At 31.3% G+C, this 17,928-nt stretch carries 20 protein-coding genes; 2 read left to right on the top strand and 18 right to left on the bottom strand.

The features are described from left to right. The 5 genes from ACTTA8_RS01355 to folE form a co-directional block, all read right to left on the bottom strand. Entirely contained in the window at positions 1-1,611 is a 1,611-nt protein-coding gene (locus ACTTA8_RS01355) for an ABC transporter permease (protein WP_440653923.1), read from the bottom strand. Between the two features lie 72 nt (positions 1,612-1,683). Next, on the bottom strand, positions 1,684-2,703 hold the full coding sequence (locus tag ACTTA8_RS01350; protein WP_440653921.1) for an extracellular solute-binding protein: 1,020 nt from the start codon (positions 2,701-2,703) through the stop codon (positions 1,684-1,686). A 126-nt stretch (positions 2,704-2,829) separates the two neighbouring features. Next, positions 2,830-3,717 (bottom strand): LysR family transcriptional regulator, encoded by an 888-nt coding sequence (locus tag ACTTA8_RS01345; RefSeq protein ID WP_440614153.1) that lies wholly within the window; start codon positions 3,715-3,717, stop codon positions 2,830-2,832. After that, the gene (locus tag ACTTA8_RS01340) at positions 3,717-4,718 is read right to left on the bottom strand and encodes an MDR family oxidoreductase (protein WP_440653919.1); all 1,002 of its coding nucleotides are present in this window, start codon (positions 4,716-4,718) and stop codon (positions 3,717-3,719) included. The genes ACTTA8_RS01345 and ACTTA8_RS01340 overlap by 1 nt, the downstream gene beginning before the upstream one ends. A 1-nt stretch (position 4,719) precedes the next feature. Then, positions 4,720-5,340, bottom strand: coding sequence for a GTP cyclohydrolase I FolE (folE, locus tag ACTTA8_RS01335; protein ID WP_440653918.1), 621 nt, complete (start codon positions 5,338-5,340; stop codon positions 4,720-4,722). Positions 5,341-5,416: 76 nt separating this feature from the next. On the opposite strand from folE, the gene hisI reads away from it, so the two are divergent. Beyond that, the gene (gene hisI, locus ACTTA8_RS01330; RefSeq protein WP_440653917.1) at positions 5,417-5,884 is read left to right on the top strand and encodes a phosphoribosyl-AMP cyclohydrolase; all 468 of its coding nucleotides are present in this window, start codon (positions 5,417-5,419) and stop codon (positions 5,882-5,884) included. Next, positions 5,884-6,258, top strand: coding sequence for a DUF2237 family protein (locus ACTTA8_RS01325; RefSeq protein ID WP_440653916.1), 375 nt, complete (start codon positions 5,884-5,886; stop codon positions 6,256-6,258). Before hisI ends, ACTTA8_RS01325 begins: the two co-directional genes overlap by 1 nt. A gap of 1 nt (position 6,259) precedes the next feature. On the opposite strand, the gene ACTTA8_RS01320 is transcribed toward ACTTA8_RS01325, so the two are convergent. The 13 genes from ACTTA8_RS01320 to ACTTA8_RS01260 are packed head-to-tail and all read right to left on the bottom strand — an operon-like array spanning position 6,260 to position 17,926. After that, entirely contained in the window at positions 6,260-7,879 is a 1,620-nt protein-coding gene (locus ACTTA8_RS01320; RefSeq protein ID WP_440653915.1) for an electron transfer flavoprotein-ubiquinone oxidoreductase, read from the bottom strand. Between the two features lie 23 nt (positions 7,880-7,902). Then, complete coding sequence (locus ACTTA8_RS01315) at positions 7,903-8,856, bottom strand: electron transfer flavoprotein subunit alpha/FixB family protein (RefSeq protein WP_440653913.1); 954 nt, start codon at positions 8,854-8,856, stop codon at positions 7,903-7,905. Further along, positions 8,856-9,605: an electron transfer flavoprotein subunit beta/FixA family protein gene (locus ACTTA8_RS01310; RefSeq protein ID WP_440653911.1), complete on the bottom strand. Its 750-nt coding sequence runs from the start codon at positions 9,603-9,605 to the stop codon at positions 8,856-8,858. The genes ACTTA8_RS01315 and ACTTA8_RS01310 overlap by 1 nt, the downstream gene beginning before the upstream one ends. Continuing rightward, entirely contained in the window at positions 9,605-12,037 is a 2,433-nt protein-coding gene (locus ACTTA8_RS01305; protein ID WP_440653909.1) for a GcvT family protein, read from the bottom strand. Before ACTTA8_RS01305 ends, ACTTA8_RS01310 begins: the two co-directional genes overlap by 1 nt. A gap of 57 nt (positions 12,038-12,094) precedes the next feature. Continuing rightward, on the bottom strand, positions 12,095-12,568 hold the full coding sequence (locus tag ACTTA8_RS01300; RefSeq protein WP_440653907.1) for a hypothetical protein: 474 nt from the start codon (positions 12,566-12,568) through the stop codon (positions 12,095-12,097). Next, on the bottom strand, positions 12,540-13,109 hold the full coding sequence (locus ACTTA8_RS01295) for an NAD(P)H-dependent oxidoreductase (protein WP_440633576.1): 570 nt from the start codon (positions 13,107-13,109) through the stop codon (positions 12,540-12,542). Before ACTTA8_RS01295 ends, ACTTA8_RS01300 begins: the two co-directional genes overlap by 29 nt. A gap of 46 nt (positions 13,110-13,155) precedes the next feature. Next, the gene (locus tag ACTTA8_RS01290) at positions 13,156-14,766 is read right to left on the bottom strand and encodes a hypothetical protein (RefSeq protein WP_440633577.1); all 1,611 of its coding nucleotides are present in this window, start codon (positions 14,764-14,766) and stop codon (positions 13,156-13,158) included. Positions 14,767-14,812: 46 nt separating this feature from the next. After that, positions 14,813-15,232: a DUF6691 family protein gene (locus ACTTA8_RS01285; RefSeq protein WP_440653906.1), complete on the bottom strand. Its 420-nt coding sequence runs from the start codon at positions 15,230-15,232 to the stop codon at positions 14,813-14,815. After that, positions 15,229-15,648, bottom strand: coding sequence for a YeeE/YedE family protein (locus tag ACTTA8_RS01280; protein WP_440653904.1), 420 nt, complete (start codon positions 15,646-15,648; stop codon positions 15,229-15,231). Before ACTTA8_RS01280 ends, ACTTA8_RS01285 begins: the two co-directional genes overlap by 4 nt. A 4-nt stretch (positions 15,649-15,652) precedes the next feature. After that, positions 15,653-16,087, bottom strand: coding sequence for a CoA-binding protein (locus ACTTA8_RS01275; RefSeq protein WP_440618200.1), 435 nt, complete (start codon positions 16,085-16,087; stop codon positions 15,653-15,655). A 4-nt stretch (positions 16,088-16,091) separates the two neighbouring features. After that, positions 16,092-16,292 carry a hypothetical protein gene (locus tag ACTTA8_RS01270; RefSeq protein WP_440653903.1) on the bottom strand — a complete coding sequence of 67 codons (201 nt, stop codon included), beginning with the start codon at positions 16,290-16,292 and terminating at the stop codon, positions 16,092-16,094. A 2-nt stretch (positions 16,293-16,294) separates the two neighbouring features. Then, positions 16,295-17,074, bottom strand: coding sequence for an enoyl-CoA hydratase (locus tag ACTTA8_RS01265; RefSeq protein WP_440653902.1), 780 nt, complete (start codon positions 17,072-17,074; stop codon positions 16,295-16,297). Next, the gene (locus tag ACTTA8_RS01260) at positions 17,075-17,926 is read right to left on the bottom strand and encodes a HalD/BesD family halogenase (RefSeq protein WP_440653900.1); all 852 of its coding nucleotides are present in this window, start codon (positions 17,924-17,926) and stop codon (positions 17,075-17,077) included. It lies immediately after the preceding gene. Positions 17,927-17,928: the final 2 nt, after the last annotated feature.

Genomic DNA, 17,928 nt, shown 5'->3' with positions numbered 1-17,928 from the left:
TTATTTATCTTTAAACATATACTTAGATGTAATTAATATAAAAATACTTGCAATCATAATAAGTATTAATGAAGGTGCGGCAGCAGCTTCTAGTAAATCTTGTGAAGCAAATATATAGGCTTGAGTGGCAAATGTTTCAAAATTAAAAGGACGCATAATTAATGTAATTGGTAATTCTTTGATTATTTCGATTGATAACAATATAGCAATTAATAAGACTGAGTTTTTAAGATAAGGGATATGAATATTTAAAAAAGTTTTTAATTTTGAATAACCTAATAGATATGCACTTTCATCAATTGAATAATTAATTTTTAAATATCCAGATTTAATACCGTTGTTAGCTAAAGAATAAAATCTTACAAAATAAACAATTACTAAACCAATTATAGATCCAATAAAAATTTGTTTTATATCAAAAAAATAAAAAACATTTTCATCAAACCAAGAAATAAAAGTTATGAAGGCAACAGCTAATATTATGCCTGGTATCGCGTAACCAGTAATTGAAAAAGTTGTTAGTATGTTTAGTAACTTATTTTTGCTAATTCTATTTCCATAATTTGATATGAAAGATAAAAATATTAAAAGGAAGCCTGATAAGAAGACTAATATCAATGTGTTTGACAGTAATTCTACAATATTTAAATCTATAAAATGTTTTGGAAATTTAATTGTCCAATACAACATTTGCAAAACCGGGAATATAAAACTTGCAAGAAATACAAATGAACAAAATATTATTGCCATTAAAGATTTATAACCAGTTAATTTTTTGAGAGTTTTCGTTTTAAAATTTCCTTTAGCAGGCGAATGATACTGTGCTTTTTTTCTAGATATATTCTCTAAAAAAAATAATCCAAATATAAAAATTAAAAGAAAAAAAGATATTCTGTTTGCTAAAGCCAAATCATCAAAAGATATCCACGCATCATAAATTCCAGTGGTTAAAGTCGATATCCCAAAAAAAGATACTGCACCAAAATCTGATAAAGTCTCCATAGCAACTAAAGATAATCCGGCAATAATTGCTGGTCTTGCTGATGGTAAAATAATATTAAAAAATGTTTTTTTTGTTGAAAAACCTAGGTTTTTTCCAAGTTCTAGCAAATTTTGAGACTGATAATGAAATGAAGTTCTTGTTAACACGTAAACATAACCAAATAGTGAAAATGAAATTGAAATTATAGCTCCTAGCATTCCATCAAATTTAGGTAAAAAAGAATTATAATTTCCATCACCGAATAAGCTTTTCATAATTGAAAAAGCTGTTCCATAATTTTCAAAAAAAGCAGTTAATGAATATGCATAGATATAAGCTGGAACTGCAAAAGATAAAATTAAAACCCATTTAAAAAAATTAACTCCAGGAAATTTGTAAAATGAAACTAAATAAGCAGATCCCACACCAATTACAAAAGTTGTAATTAAAACTCCAATTACAAGAATTATTGAATTAGAAATGTATTCATACAAAAATGTATTTTTAACAATTGATAAATAGTCACTTGTTGGTTCAAAAAAACTACTAAATACAGTTACAATTGGTATTGCAACTATCATAGAAATGAGCAAAGAGCTCAAAAACCAAATATTAATTTTATTACCCATTTTTAACGAAGTACTAATGGTATTAAGTAGGGTAATAAACTTTATACCAAAAGTACTTAGTGTTAACCTCTTTTATTTCCAACCAGACATCAACATTACTTCTAATGCATCAGCCTGATTTTTTTTATAGTCTCCAACTTTTGTTTTTAAATCCTGTTTAAAATTTTCACCCATTTTTTTTATAAGAGGGTGTGGTTCAACACCATCTATCATTGGGTATTCAAATGTATTGTTTACTATATGTTGTTGTGCTTCTTTTGTTAAAAGAAATTCTAGTAATTTTTTTGCATTTTCAGGATTAGGAGAATTTTTTAAAATACCTCCACCACTTATATTCATATGTGTCCCTCTATCATTTTGATTTGGGAAATAAGGTAATACCTTTTGAGCAGCTTCTTTTTGATCTTCTCCTTTTTGACCGGATAACATCAAAGCATAGTAATAAGTGTTTGCTATAGCTAAATCAGCTTCACCAGCGGCAACAGCTAAAATTTGAGCTCTATCATTTCCTTTAGGATTTCTTGCAAAATTTGAAACTAATTTTTTTGCCCATTCTAAAGTTTGTTCTTTACCATTATTTTTGATTAATGATGCAACAAGAGATTGATTGTAAATATGATTAGATTTTCTAATTACAATTTTTCCTTTCCATTTTGGATCTGACAAACTTTCATAAGTTGTCCCTTTTAAATCTTCTAAACTTACTCTTTCTGGTGAATAATAAATAATTCTTGCTCTTTTAGCGATACCCGTCCAATTATCAGATCTAAAGTTTGCTGGCACTGAAGCTTCGATCTGCGCTGACATAGAGTTCTGAAACATACCTTTTTCGTCAAAAGCACCTAGTCTTCCAGCATCTGCTGTAATATACAAATCAGCTTTGGAGTCTTTTCCTTCTTCAGTAATTCTTTTTTGCAACGCTTTGTCTTTGCCTGAAACTACGTTAACTTTTATACCTGTTTTGTTCGTAAACTTTTCATACAACTGAATGTCAGAGTCGTAATGTCTTGCACTAAAAACATTTACTTCACCTGCTAAGCTCATTTTGGCAAAGAAAAATAAAATTAATGCTAGTAATGTTATATTTTTCATTTGTTTCCTTTTCTTTACCCTAGTTTTTTTGAGAATGAGAATTATTCGCAATGCGAATGATTATCAATCGCATATATTGACGCATATATCAATATTTTTTTTTATATTGCTTAATATAGGGAATTTTTATTTCCAGTCGCCGATTTTACTAAATAAGAAATTTCTAAATGCTTGAACTCTAGCAGTATTTTTTAATGACTGAGGGTAAACAAAGTGCGCTTCTGTTATAGGCCCTTCTACTTTCGGAAGTACTTTAATTACGTTATTAGAATTTATTACTAAATATTCAGGAAGTGCAGCCAATCCTACCCCAGATTCTACAGCTAACAAGAGCCCCATTACACTATTTACCTTCATGATTGATTTTCTTTTTTTACCATCATGCATTCCAATTTTTAGTGCCCAATCTGGATTATAAACTGGAGAAGGTGCACCTTTTCCAAATGAAATAAATTTATGTTTATTTAAATCGTTTATTGTCTTTGGCATTCCATTTTTTTCTAAGTACTTATTTGATCCATAAATATAGTATTTGATATCGACTAGCTTTTTTTGAATATAATTAAGCTGTTTTGGTCTTCTCATAAAAATTCCAATATCAGCCTGTCTTGTACTTAAATCTAATTCTTTATCATCAAAGACTAATTCAATCTCAATCTCTGGATTAAGTCTCATAAATTCTTGAATTCTAGGCGTTAACCAGTGAGTACCAAAACTTCTTACTGTTGTTATGGTTAATTTTCCTGTTGGCTTATTCTTCTGATCACCTAAAGATGTTTCAACTTCTTTCAACTTACTTATTACTTCATGTGCAGTTTTAAAAACATACTCACCGTTTTCTGTAAGAGTTAATCCTCTTGCATGTCTTTCAAAGAGTTGTACTTTCAAATCTTGTTCTAGGGACTGTATCTGTCTACTGATTGCAGATTGGCTAAGGTTTAAATTTACAGTAGCATTTGTAAAACTTCCAGCTTCTGCGACTGCATGAAAAATTTTTAATTTATCCCAATCCATTATTTATTTACATCCACTAATACTCTTCCAGAAATTTCTCCTTTTAATATTTTAGGATAAGTTTCAATTAGCTCTTCTAAACCTACTGTTAAAACTGATTTTTCAAGCAATTCAAAATCAATTAATTTTGAAGCTTCACCCCACATAAATTCTCTTCTTTTTATACTGCAATTTGCAGAATCCATTCCCCAAACCTTAATACCTCGTAACATAAAAGGAAGCAAATTGGTGTTAAGCTCATTACTATTTGCATTTCCACATACAGCTATAATTCCATTAGGCTTTGTTTGTGCAATTGCGTTTGCTAAAATTTTTCCTCCAACAGTATCTACCACTCCGTCCCATAAACCTTTATCTATTGGTCTTGGGTCTTTATCAAATTCAGCTCTATTTATAATGTTTTTTGCACCTAAAGATTTTAAATAATCTGACTTACTATCTTTTCCAGATACAGCAGTTACATTGTATCCTAATTTTGTTAAAACCATTATTGCAACACTGCCAACGCCTCCTGTTGCCCCTGTTACCAAAACATCATTTACTTTTTCTCCAAGCAAAATACTTTCTCTTGCTTGAATTGCAAAAGCACTCATTAAAGAAGTTAAGCCTGCTGTCCCTAAAATCATTGCCTGCTTGCTACTTAAGTTATCAGGTTTTTTTACTAGGAAGTCTGCATTAACTTTTGCTATCTGAGAATAACCACCAAAAAATACTTCTCCAACTCTAAAACCAGTTAATATTACTTCATCGCCTGATTTAAATTTTGAATTTTCACTTTCAATTACTTTTCCTGAAAAATCTATTCCTGGTATGTGCGGATACTCTTTTACTAGTCTTCCACCATTCTTTAGAATCATTCCATCTTTAAAATTTAAATCTGAATATTCTACCTGAACAGTTACATCCCCATGTTTTAAAAATTTTCTATCTAAAGATTTTACTTCTCTAGAAAAATTTTCTCCTTCTTGATTAAGAACTATTGCTTTGAATTGATCAGACACTTTAATCTTTTAGCGTAGTGCTAATAAATCGTAAATATCTATTTTGAAAACTTAAATCTTCTTTAAATTGACCTAAATAATAATTTGTTACCGTAGTTGCTTGTTCTTTTTTAATTCCTCTCATAGTCATACACTGATGAGTTGAATCAATTGTTACTGCAACACCTTTTGCATCTAATGATTCCATTAAAGTATTTGCAATTTGCATTGTAAGTCTTTCTTGAGTTTGAAGTCTTTTAGAAAATACTTCAACTACTCTTGCGAGTTTACTTAAGCCTACAACTCTTTCTTTCGGAATATAAGCAAGATGAGCTTTTCCAATAATTGGTGCCATGTGATGTTCGCAATGACTTTGAACAGAAATATTTTTTTGAACAACCATGTCATCATATCCCTCTACATCACCAAAAGTTTTATCCAAAATTTTATCTGGATCTTCTTTGTAACCTTTAAAATATTCTTTAAATGCTTTAACAACTCTTTTTGGAGTTTCTAATAAACCTTCTCTATTTGGGTCTTCACCCATCCATGTTAAAATTGTTTTAAAAGCTTCTTCAGCATCTTTGTCTGAAACTTGCTTATTTTCATTTAACTTGTTGTCAGTGTCTTTTACTAATTTCATAGCGCCTTTTTATACAGTAATTACCTAATTTTAAAATATTTATTATATCTAGATATGTGCTACATAATCACATTCTATGTTCAAAAAAAGAGAAAATATCTACGATATCGAGGAAGGAAATCTTCTTTCACCAAAATTTGATAATGATGGCTTAATACCTGTCATTACAATGTGTTCAAAAACCAAAGATATTTTAATGCACGGCTATATGAATGTTGAAGCATTAAAAAAAACAATTGAAACTAAAGAAGCTCACTACTTTAGTAGATCTAGAAAAGCAATCTGGCACAAAGGTAAAACAAGTGGGTTCACTCAAAAAGTGACTGAGATCAGAATTGATGATGATCAGGACTCAATTTGGTTAACAGTTGATATAGGTGAAGGCGCTAGTTGCCATGTTGGATACAGATCATGCTTTTATAGATCTATTCCTATGGGACCAATTGATAATGGACGTAAAGTAGAAATGGAATTTCTAGAAAAAGAAAAAAAATTTGATCCTGAAGAAGTTTATAAGGGACAACCAAATCCTACTAAAATTTAATGAGTGAAAAACAAAAAAATGTTCTAGGCGAAGATCTGGAAGAATGCTCCAATGATCCATTAACAGGTTGGTTTCGTGATGGTTGTTGTAACACTGACGAGAATGATCATGGACTTCATACAGTTTGTGCTAAAGTTACTACCGAATGCTTAGAGTGGATGAAAGAAGCAGGTAATGATTTAATTACTCCACATCCTGAATTTGGGTTTCCAGGTTTAAAAGATGGAGATGGATGGTGTCTGTGTGCTAGTTGGTATGCAAGAGCAATTGAAGCTGGTAAAGGATGTCCAATATTTCTGAAAAGAACCCACGAAAACACTCTTAAATATGTACCTATTGAAACTTTAAAAAAGTTTGCGATAGATTTGTCCTAATTTACATATTTCCATATCTTGGTCCACCGCCACCTTCTGGTGTCACCCAAGTTATGTTTTGTGAAGGCTCTTTAATATCGCAAGTTTTACAGTGAATACAATTTTGCGAATTAATTACAAACTTATTAACATCATTTTCTTTCTGCACTTCGTATACTCCAGCAGGACAATATCTTTGTGCAGGTTCATCGAATTTTTCTAAAGTGTATTTAATTGGTAAATCAGGATCTTTAAGTTGTAAGTGGACAGGTTGATTATCAGCATGGTTAGTTCCTGTAAGATAAACTGAACTAGTTTTGTCAAAAGTTATAACATTGTCATATTTTGGATAATTTATTTTGGGCATTTGACTAGCAGGTTTTAATGTTTCATGGTCTGCATGTTTATGTTTAAGAGTGAAAGGAAGTTTTCCTCTAAACAAAATTTGATCAATACCTGTAAAGATAATCCCCAAAATTAATCCCCAACTAAAACTAGGTTTTACATTTCGGGCCTCAAATAATTCTTTATATAACCAACTTTTTTTAAATTTATCTTCATAAATAGATAAATCCTTATTTTCTTTTAAGTGTTCGTTAATAGTTTCAGCTGCTATCATTCCACTTTTCATTGCGGTATGAGAGCCTTTTATTTTAGGCATATTTAATGTACCAGCATCACATCCTACTAGTAAAGCACCTGGCATAAACATTTTTGGTAAACTTTGAAATCCTCCCTCGATTAATGCTCTTGCGCCATATGAAATTCTTTTTCCTCCCTCTATTATTTTTTTAATTGCTGGGTGAGTTTTAAACCTTTGAAACTCATCATATGGAGATAAATGCGGATTTTTGTAATCCAATCCTATTACATAGCCTAAAAACACTTGTTTATTTTCAGCGTGATACATAAAGCTTCCACCGTAAGTATTGTTATCAAGTGGCCATCCAGCTGTATGCATTACTAGTCCTTCTTCATGATTTTTTTCTTCTATTTCCCAAATTTCCTTAAAACCAATTCCATATTGCTGGGGATCTTTTCCTTTACTCAGTTCAAATTTTTGAATTAATTGTTTTCCTAGATGACCTCTGCAACCTTCAGCAAATACTGTTACTTTTCCTAAAAGCTCAATGCCTGGTTCAAAACTATCTTTTTTGTTACCCTCTTTATCTATACCCATATCTTGGGTAGCTACTCCTTTAACAGACCCGTCATCGTTATATAAAATTTCACTTGCTGGGAAACCTGGAAAAATTTCTACACCCAAAGCTTCTGCTTGTTCAGCTAACCATCTACATAAGTTAGCTAAACTAATAATATAATTTTTATGATTTTGTTGAACTGCTGGCAAAAGCCAAGTTGGCCAACTTAAAGATTTTGTTTTTCCTAAAAATAAAAATTTTTCTTTTGTTACTTTTGTTTTAATTGGTGAGTTAAGTTCTCTCCAATTAGGTAATAACTCATCTAGAGCTCTTGTTTCAAAAACATTCCCACTCAAAATATGAGCTCCTATTTCTGAAGCTTTTTCAAGCAAACAAACATTCAAATTTGAATCTAATTGTTTTAATTTAATTGCAGTCGCTAATCCTGATGGGCCACCACCAATGATTACAACATCATATTCCATAGATTCTCTAGACATAATCTAATTTTTAACTGTAAGGATTATTTTTGTATAGTGTTTAATTTGTTCAGCTCTTCCATGAACTGAGGCAAAGCTTCAAAGAGATCTGCTTCAAGACCATAATCAGCAACGCTAAAAATTGGGGCCTCACCATCTTTATTAATTGCAACTATAACTTTACTTTCTTTCATACCCGCTAAATGCTGAATTGCTCCTGATATTCCAACAGCTATGTATAAATCTGGCACAACAACTTTTCCGGTTTGCCCAACTTGATGATCATTGCTTATATAACCTGCATCAACTGCAGCTCTTGATGCTCCAATGGCTGCTCCAAGCTTATCAGCAATTTCAGTAATTAATTTAAAGTTATCTCCACTTTGCATTCCTCTTCCACCTGATACAACAATTCTAGCTGTACCAAGTTCAGGTCTATCAGATTTAATTTCTTCTCTTTTTACAAATTTTGTATTTGAAAATTCTTCACCAGCATCAATTTTCTCAATTGGTGCTGAGCCTCCTGAGCTTTCACAAGGTTCAAATGAAGTTGGTCTAATAGTTACACATTTTTTTGCATCATTACTTTTAACTGTTGCAAAAGCATTTCCAGCATAAATTGGCCTAACAAAAGTATCAGATGATATTACTTTTATAATGTCACTAACTTGTGAGGTATCAAGATGAGCTGCAATTCTTGGCATTAAATTTTTACCAAATGTATTTGCTGAACAAATGATATGAGAATAATTTTCTGCTAACTTAACCACAACTGGAGCAAAATTTTCTGCAGTGAAATTTTCATAGTGTGGTGCTTCAACACTTAATACTTTTTTAATTACTGGAAGTTCTGATAATTGTTTTGATGCCTCTGCGCTATCATTTCCAATTATCACAGCATGAACTTCGCTATCAATTTGTGAAGCGGCTGTAGCCGCATTTAATGTAAATGGTCTTAACTCTTTATTATTATGCTCTGCTATAAGTAAAACTGCCATTATATTACCTTTGCCTCATTTTTTAGTTTTTGAACTAATTCTGCTACATTAGCCACTTTAATGCCCGCTTTTCTTTTTGGTGGCTCTTCTACTTTAATTTGTTCTACTCTTGGAGAAGTATCAATACCTAGATCAAATGCAGAAATTTCTTCAATTGGTTTTTTCTTTGCCTTCATAATGTTTGGAAGAGAAGCGTATCTTGGTTCATTTAATCTTAAATCGCAAGTTACAATAGCAGGAACATTTATTTCAATTGTTTCAAGTCCCTCATCTATTTCTCTAGTAACTTCTAGCTTATTATCTTTTACATCAATCTTTGATGCAAAAGTTGCTTGTGGCCAATTTAATAATGCACTCAACATTTGACCTGTTTGATTACAATCATCATCAATTGCTTGTTTTCCCATAAAAACTAAATCTGGATTTTCTTTTTCAACAATCTTTTGTAAAATTTTTGAAACAGCTAAAGGTTCTAGTATTCCATCTGCTTTAACATGAATTCCTCTATCTGCTCCAACTGCTAAAGCCTTTCTAACAGTTTCTTGAGCTTTTTCTTCACCTACAGTTATTGCAACCACTTCAGTTGCCTTTCCTGCTTCTTTAATTTTTACTGCCTCTTCGATTGCATTATCATCTGGTGGATTGGTTGACATTTTTACATTGTCTGTAACTACACCAGTGCCATCCTCTTTGACTCTGATTTGAACGTTATAATCAATAACTCTTTTTACTGCTACTAAGATTTTCATTAAGCTCTCAACAAATTATTTTCTGAATCGTATGGACTTTCATCTAAAACGGTAGCGTCATACATTTCACCCAATATATCAACTTGTAATTTGTCGCCCACATTAGAACAATGAGGTTTTACCATTGCAAGAGCAATTGATTTATCTAATCTAAATCCAAACTCACCACCCGTTGCTCTTCCAACGACTTTACCGTCTTTAAATATAGGATTATTTCCTAGAACATCTGCATCTTTAGTATTGTGAACTTCTAAAGTTACTAATTTGTTATCAAAACCTTTTTCTCTCCATTTATTAAGTGCCTCTAAACCAATAAAGTTTCCTTTATTTGGGTGAATAAATCTATCTAGTCCAGATTCGTATGGAGAATATTCAATTGATAATTCTGTTCCTACTAGTTTGTAAGATTTTTCAACTCTTAAACTATTCATTGCTCTGATACCGAATGGTTTAATTCCTAAATCTTTACCAGCTTCCATTAATTTATCAAAAATATGATTTTGATACTCGATTGGATGATGAAGTTCCCATCCAAGTTCACCAACAAAATTTACTCTCATGGCATTAACTGGTGCATATCCTACATTTACATTTTTTGCTGTAAGCCATTTAAAGTTTTCATTAGAAAAATCATCTGTTGAAACTTTTTGCATTAGTTGTCTTGCTTTAGGGCCAGCAACTACCAATACACCTGTACTATTTGTTAAATCTTCAAAAATTACAGATCCATCATCTGGCATCCATTTTTGAATCCAATCATGATCTAATCTTAAATTTGCTCCAGCTGATACTAAGTAATAACTATTTTCAGCTTCTTTCATAATTGTAAATTCTGAATGCACACCACCTTTGGTATTTAATGCGTGGCATAGATTTATTCTTCCAATTTTTTTTGGAAGTTTGTTTGCAACTAAATAATCTAAAAATTCCTCTGCTTTAGGTCCTCTTATTCTGCATTTTGCAAAAGCAGTCATATCTAAAAGACCAACATTTTCTTTTACGTTTTGACATTCCTTTTTAATTGCATCAAACCATTTTGATCTTCTAAACGACCAATCATCCTTTTGTTCCATTCCATCTGTTGCAAAAAAGTTAGGTCTTTCCCATCCAAATTTTTGTCCAAAAACTGCTCCTAAATTTTTCATTCTTTCGTAACATGGAGCTGTTCTTAAGGGTCTTGCTGCAGGTCTTTCTTCGTCTGGATAGTGAACTATAAATACATGACTATAAGCTTCTTCATTTTTAGCCTTCAAATAAGATTTTGTTGCATAGTTTCCATATCGTCTTGGCTCAACACCCAACATATCAATTGTTGGCTCACCATCTACAATCCATTCAGCAAGTTGCCAACCAGCACCACCTGCTGCAGTTATTCCGAAACTGTGACCTTCATTAATCCAAAAATTTTTTAATCCCCAAGCAGGTCCAACAATTGGATTTCCATCAGGTGTATAACAAATTGCTCCATTATAAACTTTCTTTACTCCAACTTCTCCAAAAGCCGGAACTCTATGTATTGCTCCTTCAATATGTGGGGCTAATCTATCTAAATCTTCTTGAAATAATTCGTATTCAGAATTCTTTGATGGTCCTTCTACATAACATGCTGGTGCACCATCTTCATAAGGTCCTAAAATTAATCCACCCGCTTCCTCTCTCATATACCATCTACTATCGCTATCTCTTAAAACTCCCATTTCTGGTAAACCGTCTTTTTTTCTTTGTTGAATTAAAGGATGAGGTTCAGTCACGATATATTGATGTTCAACAGGAATAACTGGGATATCTAATCCAACCATTTCACCAGTTTGTCTTGCAAAATTTCCAGAACAAGAAATTACATGTTCACACTCTATTGATCCTTTATCTGTTTCAACAATCCATCCATCTTTTGTTTGTCTCATTGATAGAACAGTTGTGTTTCTATAAATTTCTGCTCCCCTATTTCTTGCACCGGTAGCTAAAGCTTGTGTTAAATCTGCTGGTTGGATGTATCCATCTTCTGGGTGTTGAATTGCTCCAACTAAATCATCTGTATGACATAGAGGCCAAATTTCTTTTACTTGTTGTGGAGTTAAAAATTTTACATCTACTCCAATTGTTCGAGCTACACCTGCATACTGATGGTACTCATCCATTCTATCTTTTGTACTTGCCAAACGAATATTTGAAACAACACTAAAGCCAACATTTTTTCCAGTTTCTTCTTCTAAAGTTTTATAAAGATTTACTGCATACTTGTGTAGCTGACCTACAGAGTAACTCATATTAAATAATGGCAATAAACCTGCTGCATGCCAAGTTGAACCTGAGGTTAATTCTTTTCTCTCAACAAGGACTACATCAGACCAACCTTTTTTTGCTAAATGATAAAGAGCACTGACACCAACTACTCCACCACCAACTACTACGACTTTAGTTTTTGTTTTCATTTCGTGATTCCTACTAAATTTTTATTAGTAACGAAACAAAAATGTATCTGTGGATAATCAAATTGAGCTGCCGAGTGGAATTGGACTTGAGACCATTGTGGTCAACCAACAATCTTTTAAAACTCCTTCGTCTGTATATTTTTCAACCTGCCAATTGAACTTGTGATAAATTTTGTCCTTATCTAAAATAATGACCTCAAATTGGGCCCATTTGTCACTACTGCCAAGCTCTGTAATAGTGTGGCTTAGATGATTAATCATCATTTTATAGGAGGCTCCTTTGATCATTCGCTTAAAATTATCTAGGGGACCTGTTACTCTTTTATTATTCGGGTGAGCAAAGGTCCAGGTTTGCTCTATCCCTCTATCTTTATATTCCAAATCATTTTGTTTGAGACCATTAAGTTGAATTTCAACAACTTCTTTTGGAGTAATATTTTTGCTTGGGTTTATCAACTCTGAATATGAATAAACAGTAGTTAATAATAGAATTAATAAAGTGCTAAATATTATTCGCAGTTTTTCTAACATCTTCTAAGAACTCTTGTCTTTTTGAGTCGCTTACAAAAGGTACTGCAAAATATCTTCGATAGGTAATGTTATATATGCCACACATATGAAATACCCCTCTTTTGAGTCTTCTAATCGGTAAATTTAAAAAAAATGTAGTGATAGCTAGTCTTGGTGAACCATATGTGCAAAAAATTACCGCTTTCTTTTTTCTTAAATTACCAATTGGATAACCATAGTTTCCAACTAGTTGCTTAAATCTAAATGCCCATGGCGGTGCCAACACTTTATCAATCCATCCTTCAACAATTGCTGGCATTCTAAAATTCCATATTGGCGCAACTAATACAATTGTATCACACTCTTCTATTCTCTTACGATGATCTAAGACTTCAGCACTTGGGTCTTCTCCAGCAAATACAGGATCAAATTTTTCTTTGTATAAATCTACAACGTCTACTTTGTTACCTTTTAATTCAGAGTGTTTGATAAATTCATTTTTAATTGCTGCGTTAAATGAATTTTCATTATAATGACCGTAAACTAGGAAAATTTTTTTCATAATTTTTAATTAACAAAAAAAACCAAAAAAACTATAAAATTATTGTTTATTCTGAGGTTTTGTACTTACTATTGTTAATTATATAGACAAATAAAATAGGCAAAATAAGTGTAAGTAAAGTTACAACAATTAACAATATCCCAAGCTCTGAATAATCAGCAGTAGTTTGAATTTCTCCTGAAACTTTATCTTTTACTTCTCTAGTAACTGTAAAAATTTGATTTAAATATTTTGTCCCTAAAGCACTTGCTGAAAGAGCTAAATTTGTAAAAGAAGCAAAAACTGCAAAAAAAGTTGCTTTAAGATGTGAAGGGGCATTTTTAGCAATCCAAGCTAATAAAGGTATCATTGATACCTGACCTAATGGAGACTCTAAAGCTGTATTTAGTATCGCTATAAATTTAGCATCAACTACACCACCTGTTATTGAAGCGGTCCAATTATGAAATCCATAATACATTCCAACACTTGGTAAAAATAAAATTGCACCAGCTATACTTAATACAACAATAATTTTTGCAATTGAGTTATTGGCCATAAAAGGTCTCAATAAAACAATTCCAGCCAATGTTAAAATTGATGCCAGTAAAGACAAAATTGAAAAAAATTGTTCATTAAAACCAAGTTCATCAATTTCAAACCACGTTAGACCAGGACCAGGACCTGGCATTGCTCTAAATATAAATATAATTACTGCAGTACCAACAATTGTTAACCTTAAATTTTCTGGCAACTCTTTGATGAGCTTAAACATCAAAAATAAAATTATGATAACTGAACCAATGAAAACAATTTCTTGTGCAAAAGGAACTTTGAACGATCCGATAGATAAAGTGAAAATAACAAAAATTAAGCTTCCTCCAAGGATCCACCAATTAATTTTTGTTTTCTCAGTTCCTCTTTCTTCTTTAAATTCAAGTCCTTTAGATTTTAAATTTTGAATTTTCTTATTCCTTAAATATTTTGCTAAAAATACCCCTAAGATTGAAACAACTGGAATAACTAACGCATATAAATAAATTTTACCGTATAGAGAAATTTTAGCAGACTGATCTAAGCTATCTACATCTCTAAATAAAATTACATTCACCAACGCAACTAAAACAGTGCCTCCAATAATTGCAAAACGACCAAGAGTTTGCATTGTTGTATGCATAATTTTAACTTGATCTTTACTGTAATCATTTCCACTCTCATCAGTTAATGGGACAGCTTCAACAGTCATAGCATCAGCAACAACATCTTGAATTACATAACCAACAGGTGCTAAAATTACGCTAATCACAAACCAAGTCTCAACTGTGAAAATTTCAGACATGTCTTCTGTATGAATTATAAGTCCATACATAATCAGCAAACTTAAAGCGATTAAAGAAGCGCCAAAGTAAACCATATAATTTTTTCTATTCCATATAAGATCTACCAAATGTCCTAAAGGCATTTTTAATGCCCATGGAATTCCAGCCCAGAACCCAAGTCCAGCTAAAAAAGCTGCAGATAAATTTAAGTAATCTTTAACAAAAAAAGTTCCAACTATTCCAGTTAATCCAGAAATACCAGCCGCAACATAAACCATCAAAGGAGGCAAATAAGTCCATTTAAATTGTCGACCTAAATCTAAAAAAGTACTGTCTAAAAATTTTAAAACTTTATTCATAAAAATTATTTCTACTCATTATAAACAATTAAGAAAAATTATAAATTTATCTTGAGGAGCTTAAATTGAATGATTTAACTAAGTAAAATCCTACAAACATTGAAACAACAAAAGTTATTGAGTAAATATTCAATAAAGCAACAGATGTTATCGCTGGACCAGGACATAACCCTCCTAAGCCCCATCCAGCACCAAATAATGCTGAACCTAATATTAATTGATTATTAATTGTTTTGTTATTTGAATAATTAAATTTCTCTGCAAGTAGTGGTTTTTCTTTTTTCTTAATTATATGAAACAAAGGAGATGAAACAGCCAAAGCTCCCATCATGACAAATGCAAGAGAAGGATCCCAATTTCCAAATAAATCTAAAAAGCCTAATACTTTTGCTGGATTAACCATTTCAGATATCACTAAACCAATACCAAATATTATACCTGAAATAAGGGAAGCTAATTTGTTCATAATAAATTTTTAATAAATACAGTTAATATTCCAACAATCATAAATGTAATTGTTGCAATAATTGATCTTAAAGAAAATCTTCCAATACCACTTATACCGTGGCCACTTGTACAGCCACCACTGATCCGTGTTCCGATTCCAACCAACAAACCCGCTGCTATCATCAAGACATAAGAATTAGAAATACTAATGTCAATTCCTCCTTTAGAAAATAAGGAATAAATAAATGGTGCAATAATTAATCCCAATAAGAATAATAAATTATCAAATTTATTTTCTTTTTCTGTTAACGCATTACTTGCGATACCACTTATTCCTACTAAACGACCGTTCAGTAAAAAAAATACCACTACTGCTAATCCAATTATCAATCCGCCAGTAAAGGCAGGAATTGGTGTAAAATTTTCTATGTTCATAAAATTAATTACTCAAAACAGGAAAAGCCTGTCTGACTTTTAAAAAAAATTTTTGATATTCCATTTTAGTACATTTGTTTTCTACGTATTCTATATTATTTTTTTCTACAAGTGACTTAGCATTTTCGTCTCTTATTCCAAGTTGTAGCCATAATACTTTAGCGCCAATTTTCACAGTATCTTCAGCTATGCCAAAGGCTTCTTTAGAAGGTCTAAAAACATCTACAATGTCTATAGGATCTTTAATCTCTGTTATCGAAGCATACACTTCTTCACCTAAAATTTTTTTACCCTTAGCTGATGGATTAACTGGATAAACTTTATAACCATACTCTTGCATATATTTCATGACAATAGTTGAGGGTTTTTTTAAATCATTACTGACACCAATCATTGCTATAGACTTAGAATTTTCTAAAATCCTCTTTATGTCACTCATTTTGTTATTTCTTTTCTTTTTTAATTTGTTCCTCGCAGAATTTTCTTGCTTCTTCCAAATCAGTAATTTTAGTCTCAGATAATTTTTGACTTCCGGCAATACAAGCATCCACTGCTCTTTTAAAATTATGATCTTTAAAATTTAACACAAAGTACATTCCAAAAATAATAAATAAAATAATGAGTATATTTTTTTTATTCTTCATTATTATTTATGTTTCCAATTTGGTTTTCTTTTTTCTAAAAAAGCCGAAATACCTTCTTTGGCATCCATTGCCATCATATTAACAGTCATCATTTTGCTAGTGTAAGCATAAGCTTTTCTTAAAGGCATTTCTAATTGTTTATAAAAAGCTTGTTTTCCAATTTTAATGGTCAAATTTGATTTAGATGCAATTTTTTTTGCTACTTTTAAAACTTCATCGTTTAATTTTGATTTAGAAAAATGATCATTTATTAAACCAATTTCTTTTGCATAATTTGCTTTGATAGGTTCTCCTGTTAAAAGCATCTCCATCATTGGTTTACGATTAATTTTTCTACTAACCGCCACCATTGGTGTGCTGCAAAACAATCCAATATTTACACCAGGTGTCGCGAATAAAGCGTCTTTGGTGCTATATGCGAGATCACAACTTGCAACTAACTGACAGCCTGCTGCAAAAGCTGCCCCATGAATCTTTGCAATAACTGGTTTTTTTCCTTCAACAATTTGCAACATAACCTTAGAGCAAAGATTAAATAACTTTTGATATTTATCTTTTTTTTTTAGACTTCTGACTTCTTTTAGATTATGGCCAGCACTAAATCCTTTTCCTGCGCCCTCTATGATTATTACTTTAGTTTTTTTATCAGCATCTAATTTTTTTAATGATTTTAATAAATCGGAAAGATTTTTAAATGAAAGAGAATTATATGTTTTTGGTTCATCAATTATTATTGATGAAATCTCAGAATTAATTCTCTTTATTTTAATATTACTAATCATTTAATCAGTTAATCCATCGGATCTAGCCTGATTTCTTTCTATATGAATTGGCAAAACTTTACCATAAATTGCTTTTGAGTGTTCTGGGGTATTTACTCTATAAGGATCTAAGACATAAGCAGGAATACACATATATCTGGATTTTTGACCTTCTACTTTTGTAACTCTATGAAGAGTAAATCTTCCTTTAAAAATTTGAAGATCTCCTGGCTCTAATTTAAGCTGCCTTACTCTTGATCGATCTCCTTCTAAAACTTTTTTTACCTCATCAAAATTTTCGTTTCCTGGTGCTCTAATATTTGGACAATATTCAAAAACACCTCCTTTTTCAGGTTTCTGTATCATCAAGCTTAGAGTGAATTCACAACTATCAAAATGCCAAGGAAGAATTCCATCTGGTTTCATAACATTGTACGCATGACAAGCCAAAGGGTCTGCCCATCTATAAATAGGCGAAATACCTAAACATGCAGAAACAAATTTTAAAAGTTCTTCTGTTTCATAAAGATATTTCATTTCTGAATTTTTTGGAAAGCAATCAGAATTTAAATATCCATTATACCTTTCCATAAAATTTCTTTTTGGATGTTTTGCAGGTAAACTTGGATCATCTTTAGCATAAAGATATGCATTGATACTTTCTTTTGACATATAAACTTCATCAAGTTGTTTTTCCAATTCTGTATTCATTATCTCTAAAGATTTAGGTAAAATAAAATTTGGAATAGTTGAACAACTATATTGGTCTAATTCTTCCTTACATTTTTTTATTAAATTTTTAATGATTGGAGAATTTAAATCGTGAATAGGATATTTTTTTAAATCAACAATAGTGTTTAATCTATCATTCATTA

This window comes from Candidatus Pelagibacter sp. HIMB1506, from assembly GCF_052047935.1.
Taxonomy (GTDB): Bacteria; Pseudomonadota; Alphaproteobacteria; order Pelagibacterales; family Pelagibacteraceae; genus Pelagibacter.
The sequence above is the reverse complement of the archived record's forward strand: the minus strand, read 5'-3'. Positions and strand labels throughout refer to the sequence as shown.

What these genes read in the sequence shown, in the direction of transcription:
- ACTTA8_RS01355 (WP_440653923.1), bottom strand. Translation starts at nt 1,611, where the DNA reads ATGGGTAATAAAATTAATATTTGGTTTTTGAGCTCTTTGCTCATTTCT.
- ACTTA8_RS01350 (WP_440653921.1), bottom strand. Translation starts at nt 2,703, where the DNA reads ATGAAAAATATAACATTACTAGCATTAATTTTATTTTTCTTTGCCAAA.
- ACTTA8_RS01345 (WP_440614153.1), bottom strand. Translation starts at nt 3,717, where the DNA reads ATGGATTGGGATAAATTAAAAATTTTTCATGCAGTCGCAGAAGCTGGA.
- folE (WP_440653918.1), bottom strand. Translation starts at nt 5,340, where the DNA reads ATGAAATTAGTAAAAGACACTGACAACAAGTTAAATGAAAATAAGCAA.
- hisI (WP_440653917.1), top strand. Translation starts at nt 5,417, where the DNA reads ATGTTCAAAAAAAGAGAAAATATCTACGATATCGAGGAAGGAAATCTT.
- ACTTA8_RS01325 (WP_440653916.1), top strand. Translation starts at nt 5,884, where the DNA reads ATGAGTGAAAAACAAAAAAATGTTCTAGGCGAAGATCTGGAAGAATGC.
- ACTTA8_RS01320 (WP_440653915.1), bottom strand. Translation starts at nt 7,879, where the DNA reads ATGTCTAGAGAATCTATGGAATATGATGTTGTAATCATTGGTGGTGGC.
- ACTTA8_RS01315 (WP_440653913.1), bottom strand. Translation starts at nt 8,856, where the DNA reads ATGGCAGTTTTACTTATAGCAGAGCATAATAATAAAGAGTTAAGACCA.
- ACTTA8_RS01310 (WP_440653911.1), bottom strand. Translation starts at nt 9,605, where the DNA reads ATGAAAATCTTAGTAGCAGTAAAAAGAGTTATTGATTATAACGTTCAA.
- ACTTA8_RS01305 (WP_440653909.1), bottom strand. Translation starts at nt 12,037, where the DNA reads ATGAAAACAAAAACTAAAGTCGTAGTAGTTGGTGGTGGAGTAGTTGGT.
- ACTTA8_RS01300 (WP_440653907.1), bottom strand. Translation starts at nt 12,568, where the DNA reads ATGTTAGAAAAACTGCGAATAATATTTAGCACTTTATTAATTCTATTA.
- ACTTA8_RS01295 (WP_440633576.1), bottom strand. Translation starts at nt 13,109, where the DNA reads ATGAAAAAAATTTTCCTAGTTTACGGTCATTATAATGAAAATTCATTT.
- ACTTA8_RS01290 (WP_440633577.1), bottom strand. Translation starts at nt 14,766, where the DNA reads ATGAATAAAGTTTTAAAATTTTTAGACAGTACTTTTTTAGATTTAGGT.
- ACTTA8_RS01285 (WP_440653906.1), bottom strand. Translation starts at nt 15,232, where the DNA reads ATGAACAAATTAGCTTCCCTTATTTCAGGTATAATATTTGGTATTGGT.
- ACTTA8_RS01280 (WP_440653904.1), bottom strand. Translation starts at nt 15,648, where the DNA reads ATGAACATAGAAAATTTTACACCAATTCCTGCCTTTACTGGCGGATTG.
- ACTTA8_RS01275 (WP_440618200.1), bottom strand. Translation starts at nt 16,087, where the DNA reads ATGAGTGACATAAAGAGGATTTTAGAAAATTCTAAGTCTATAGCAATG.
- ACTTA8_RS01270 (WP_440653903.1), bottom strand. Translation starts at nt 16,292, where the DNA reads ATGAAGAATAAAAAAAATATACTCATTATTTTATTTATTATTTTTGGA.
- ACTTA8_RS01265 (WP_440653902.1), bottom strand. Translation starts at nt 17,074, where the DNA reads ATGATTAGTAATATTAAAATAAAGAGAATTAATTCTGAGATTTCATCA.
- ACTTA8_RS01260 (WP_440653900.1), bottom strand. Translation starts at nt 17,926, where the DNA reads ATGAATGATAGATTAAACACTATTGTTGATTTAAAAAAATATCCTATT.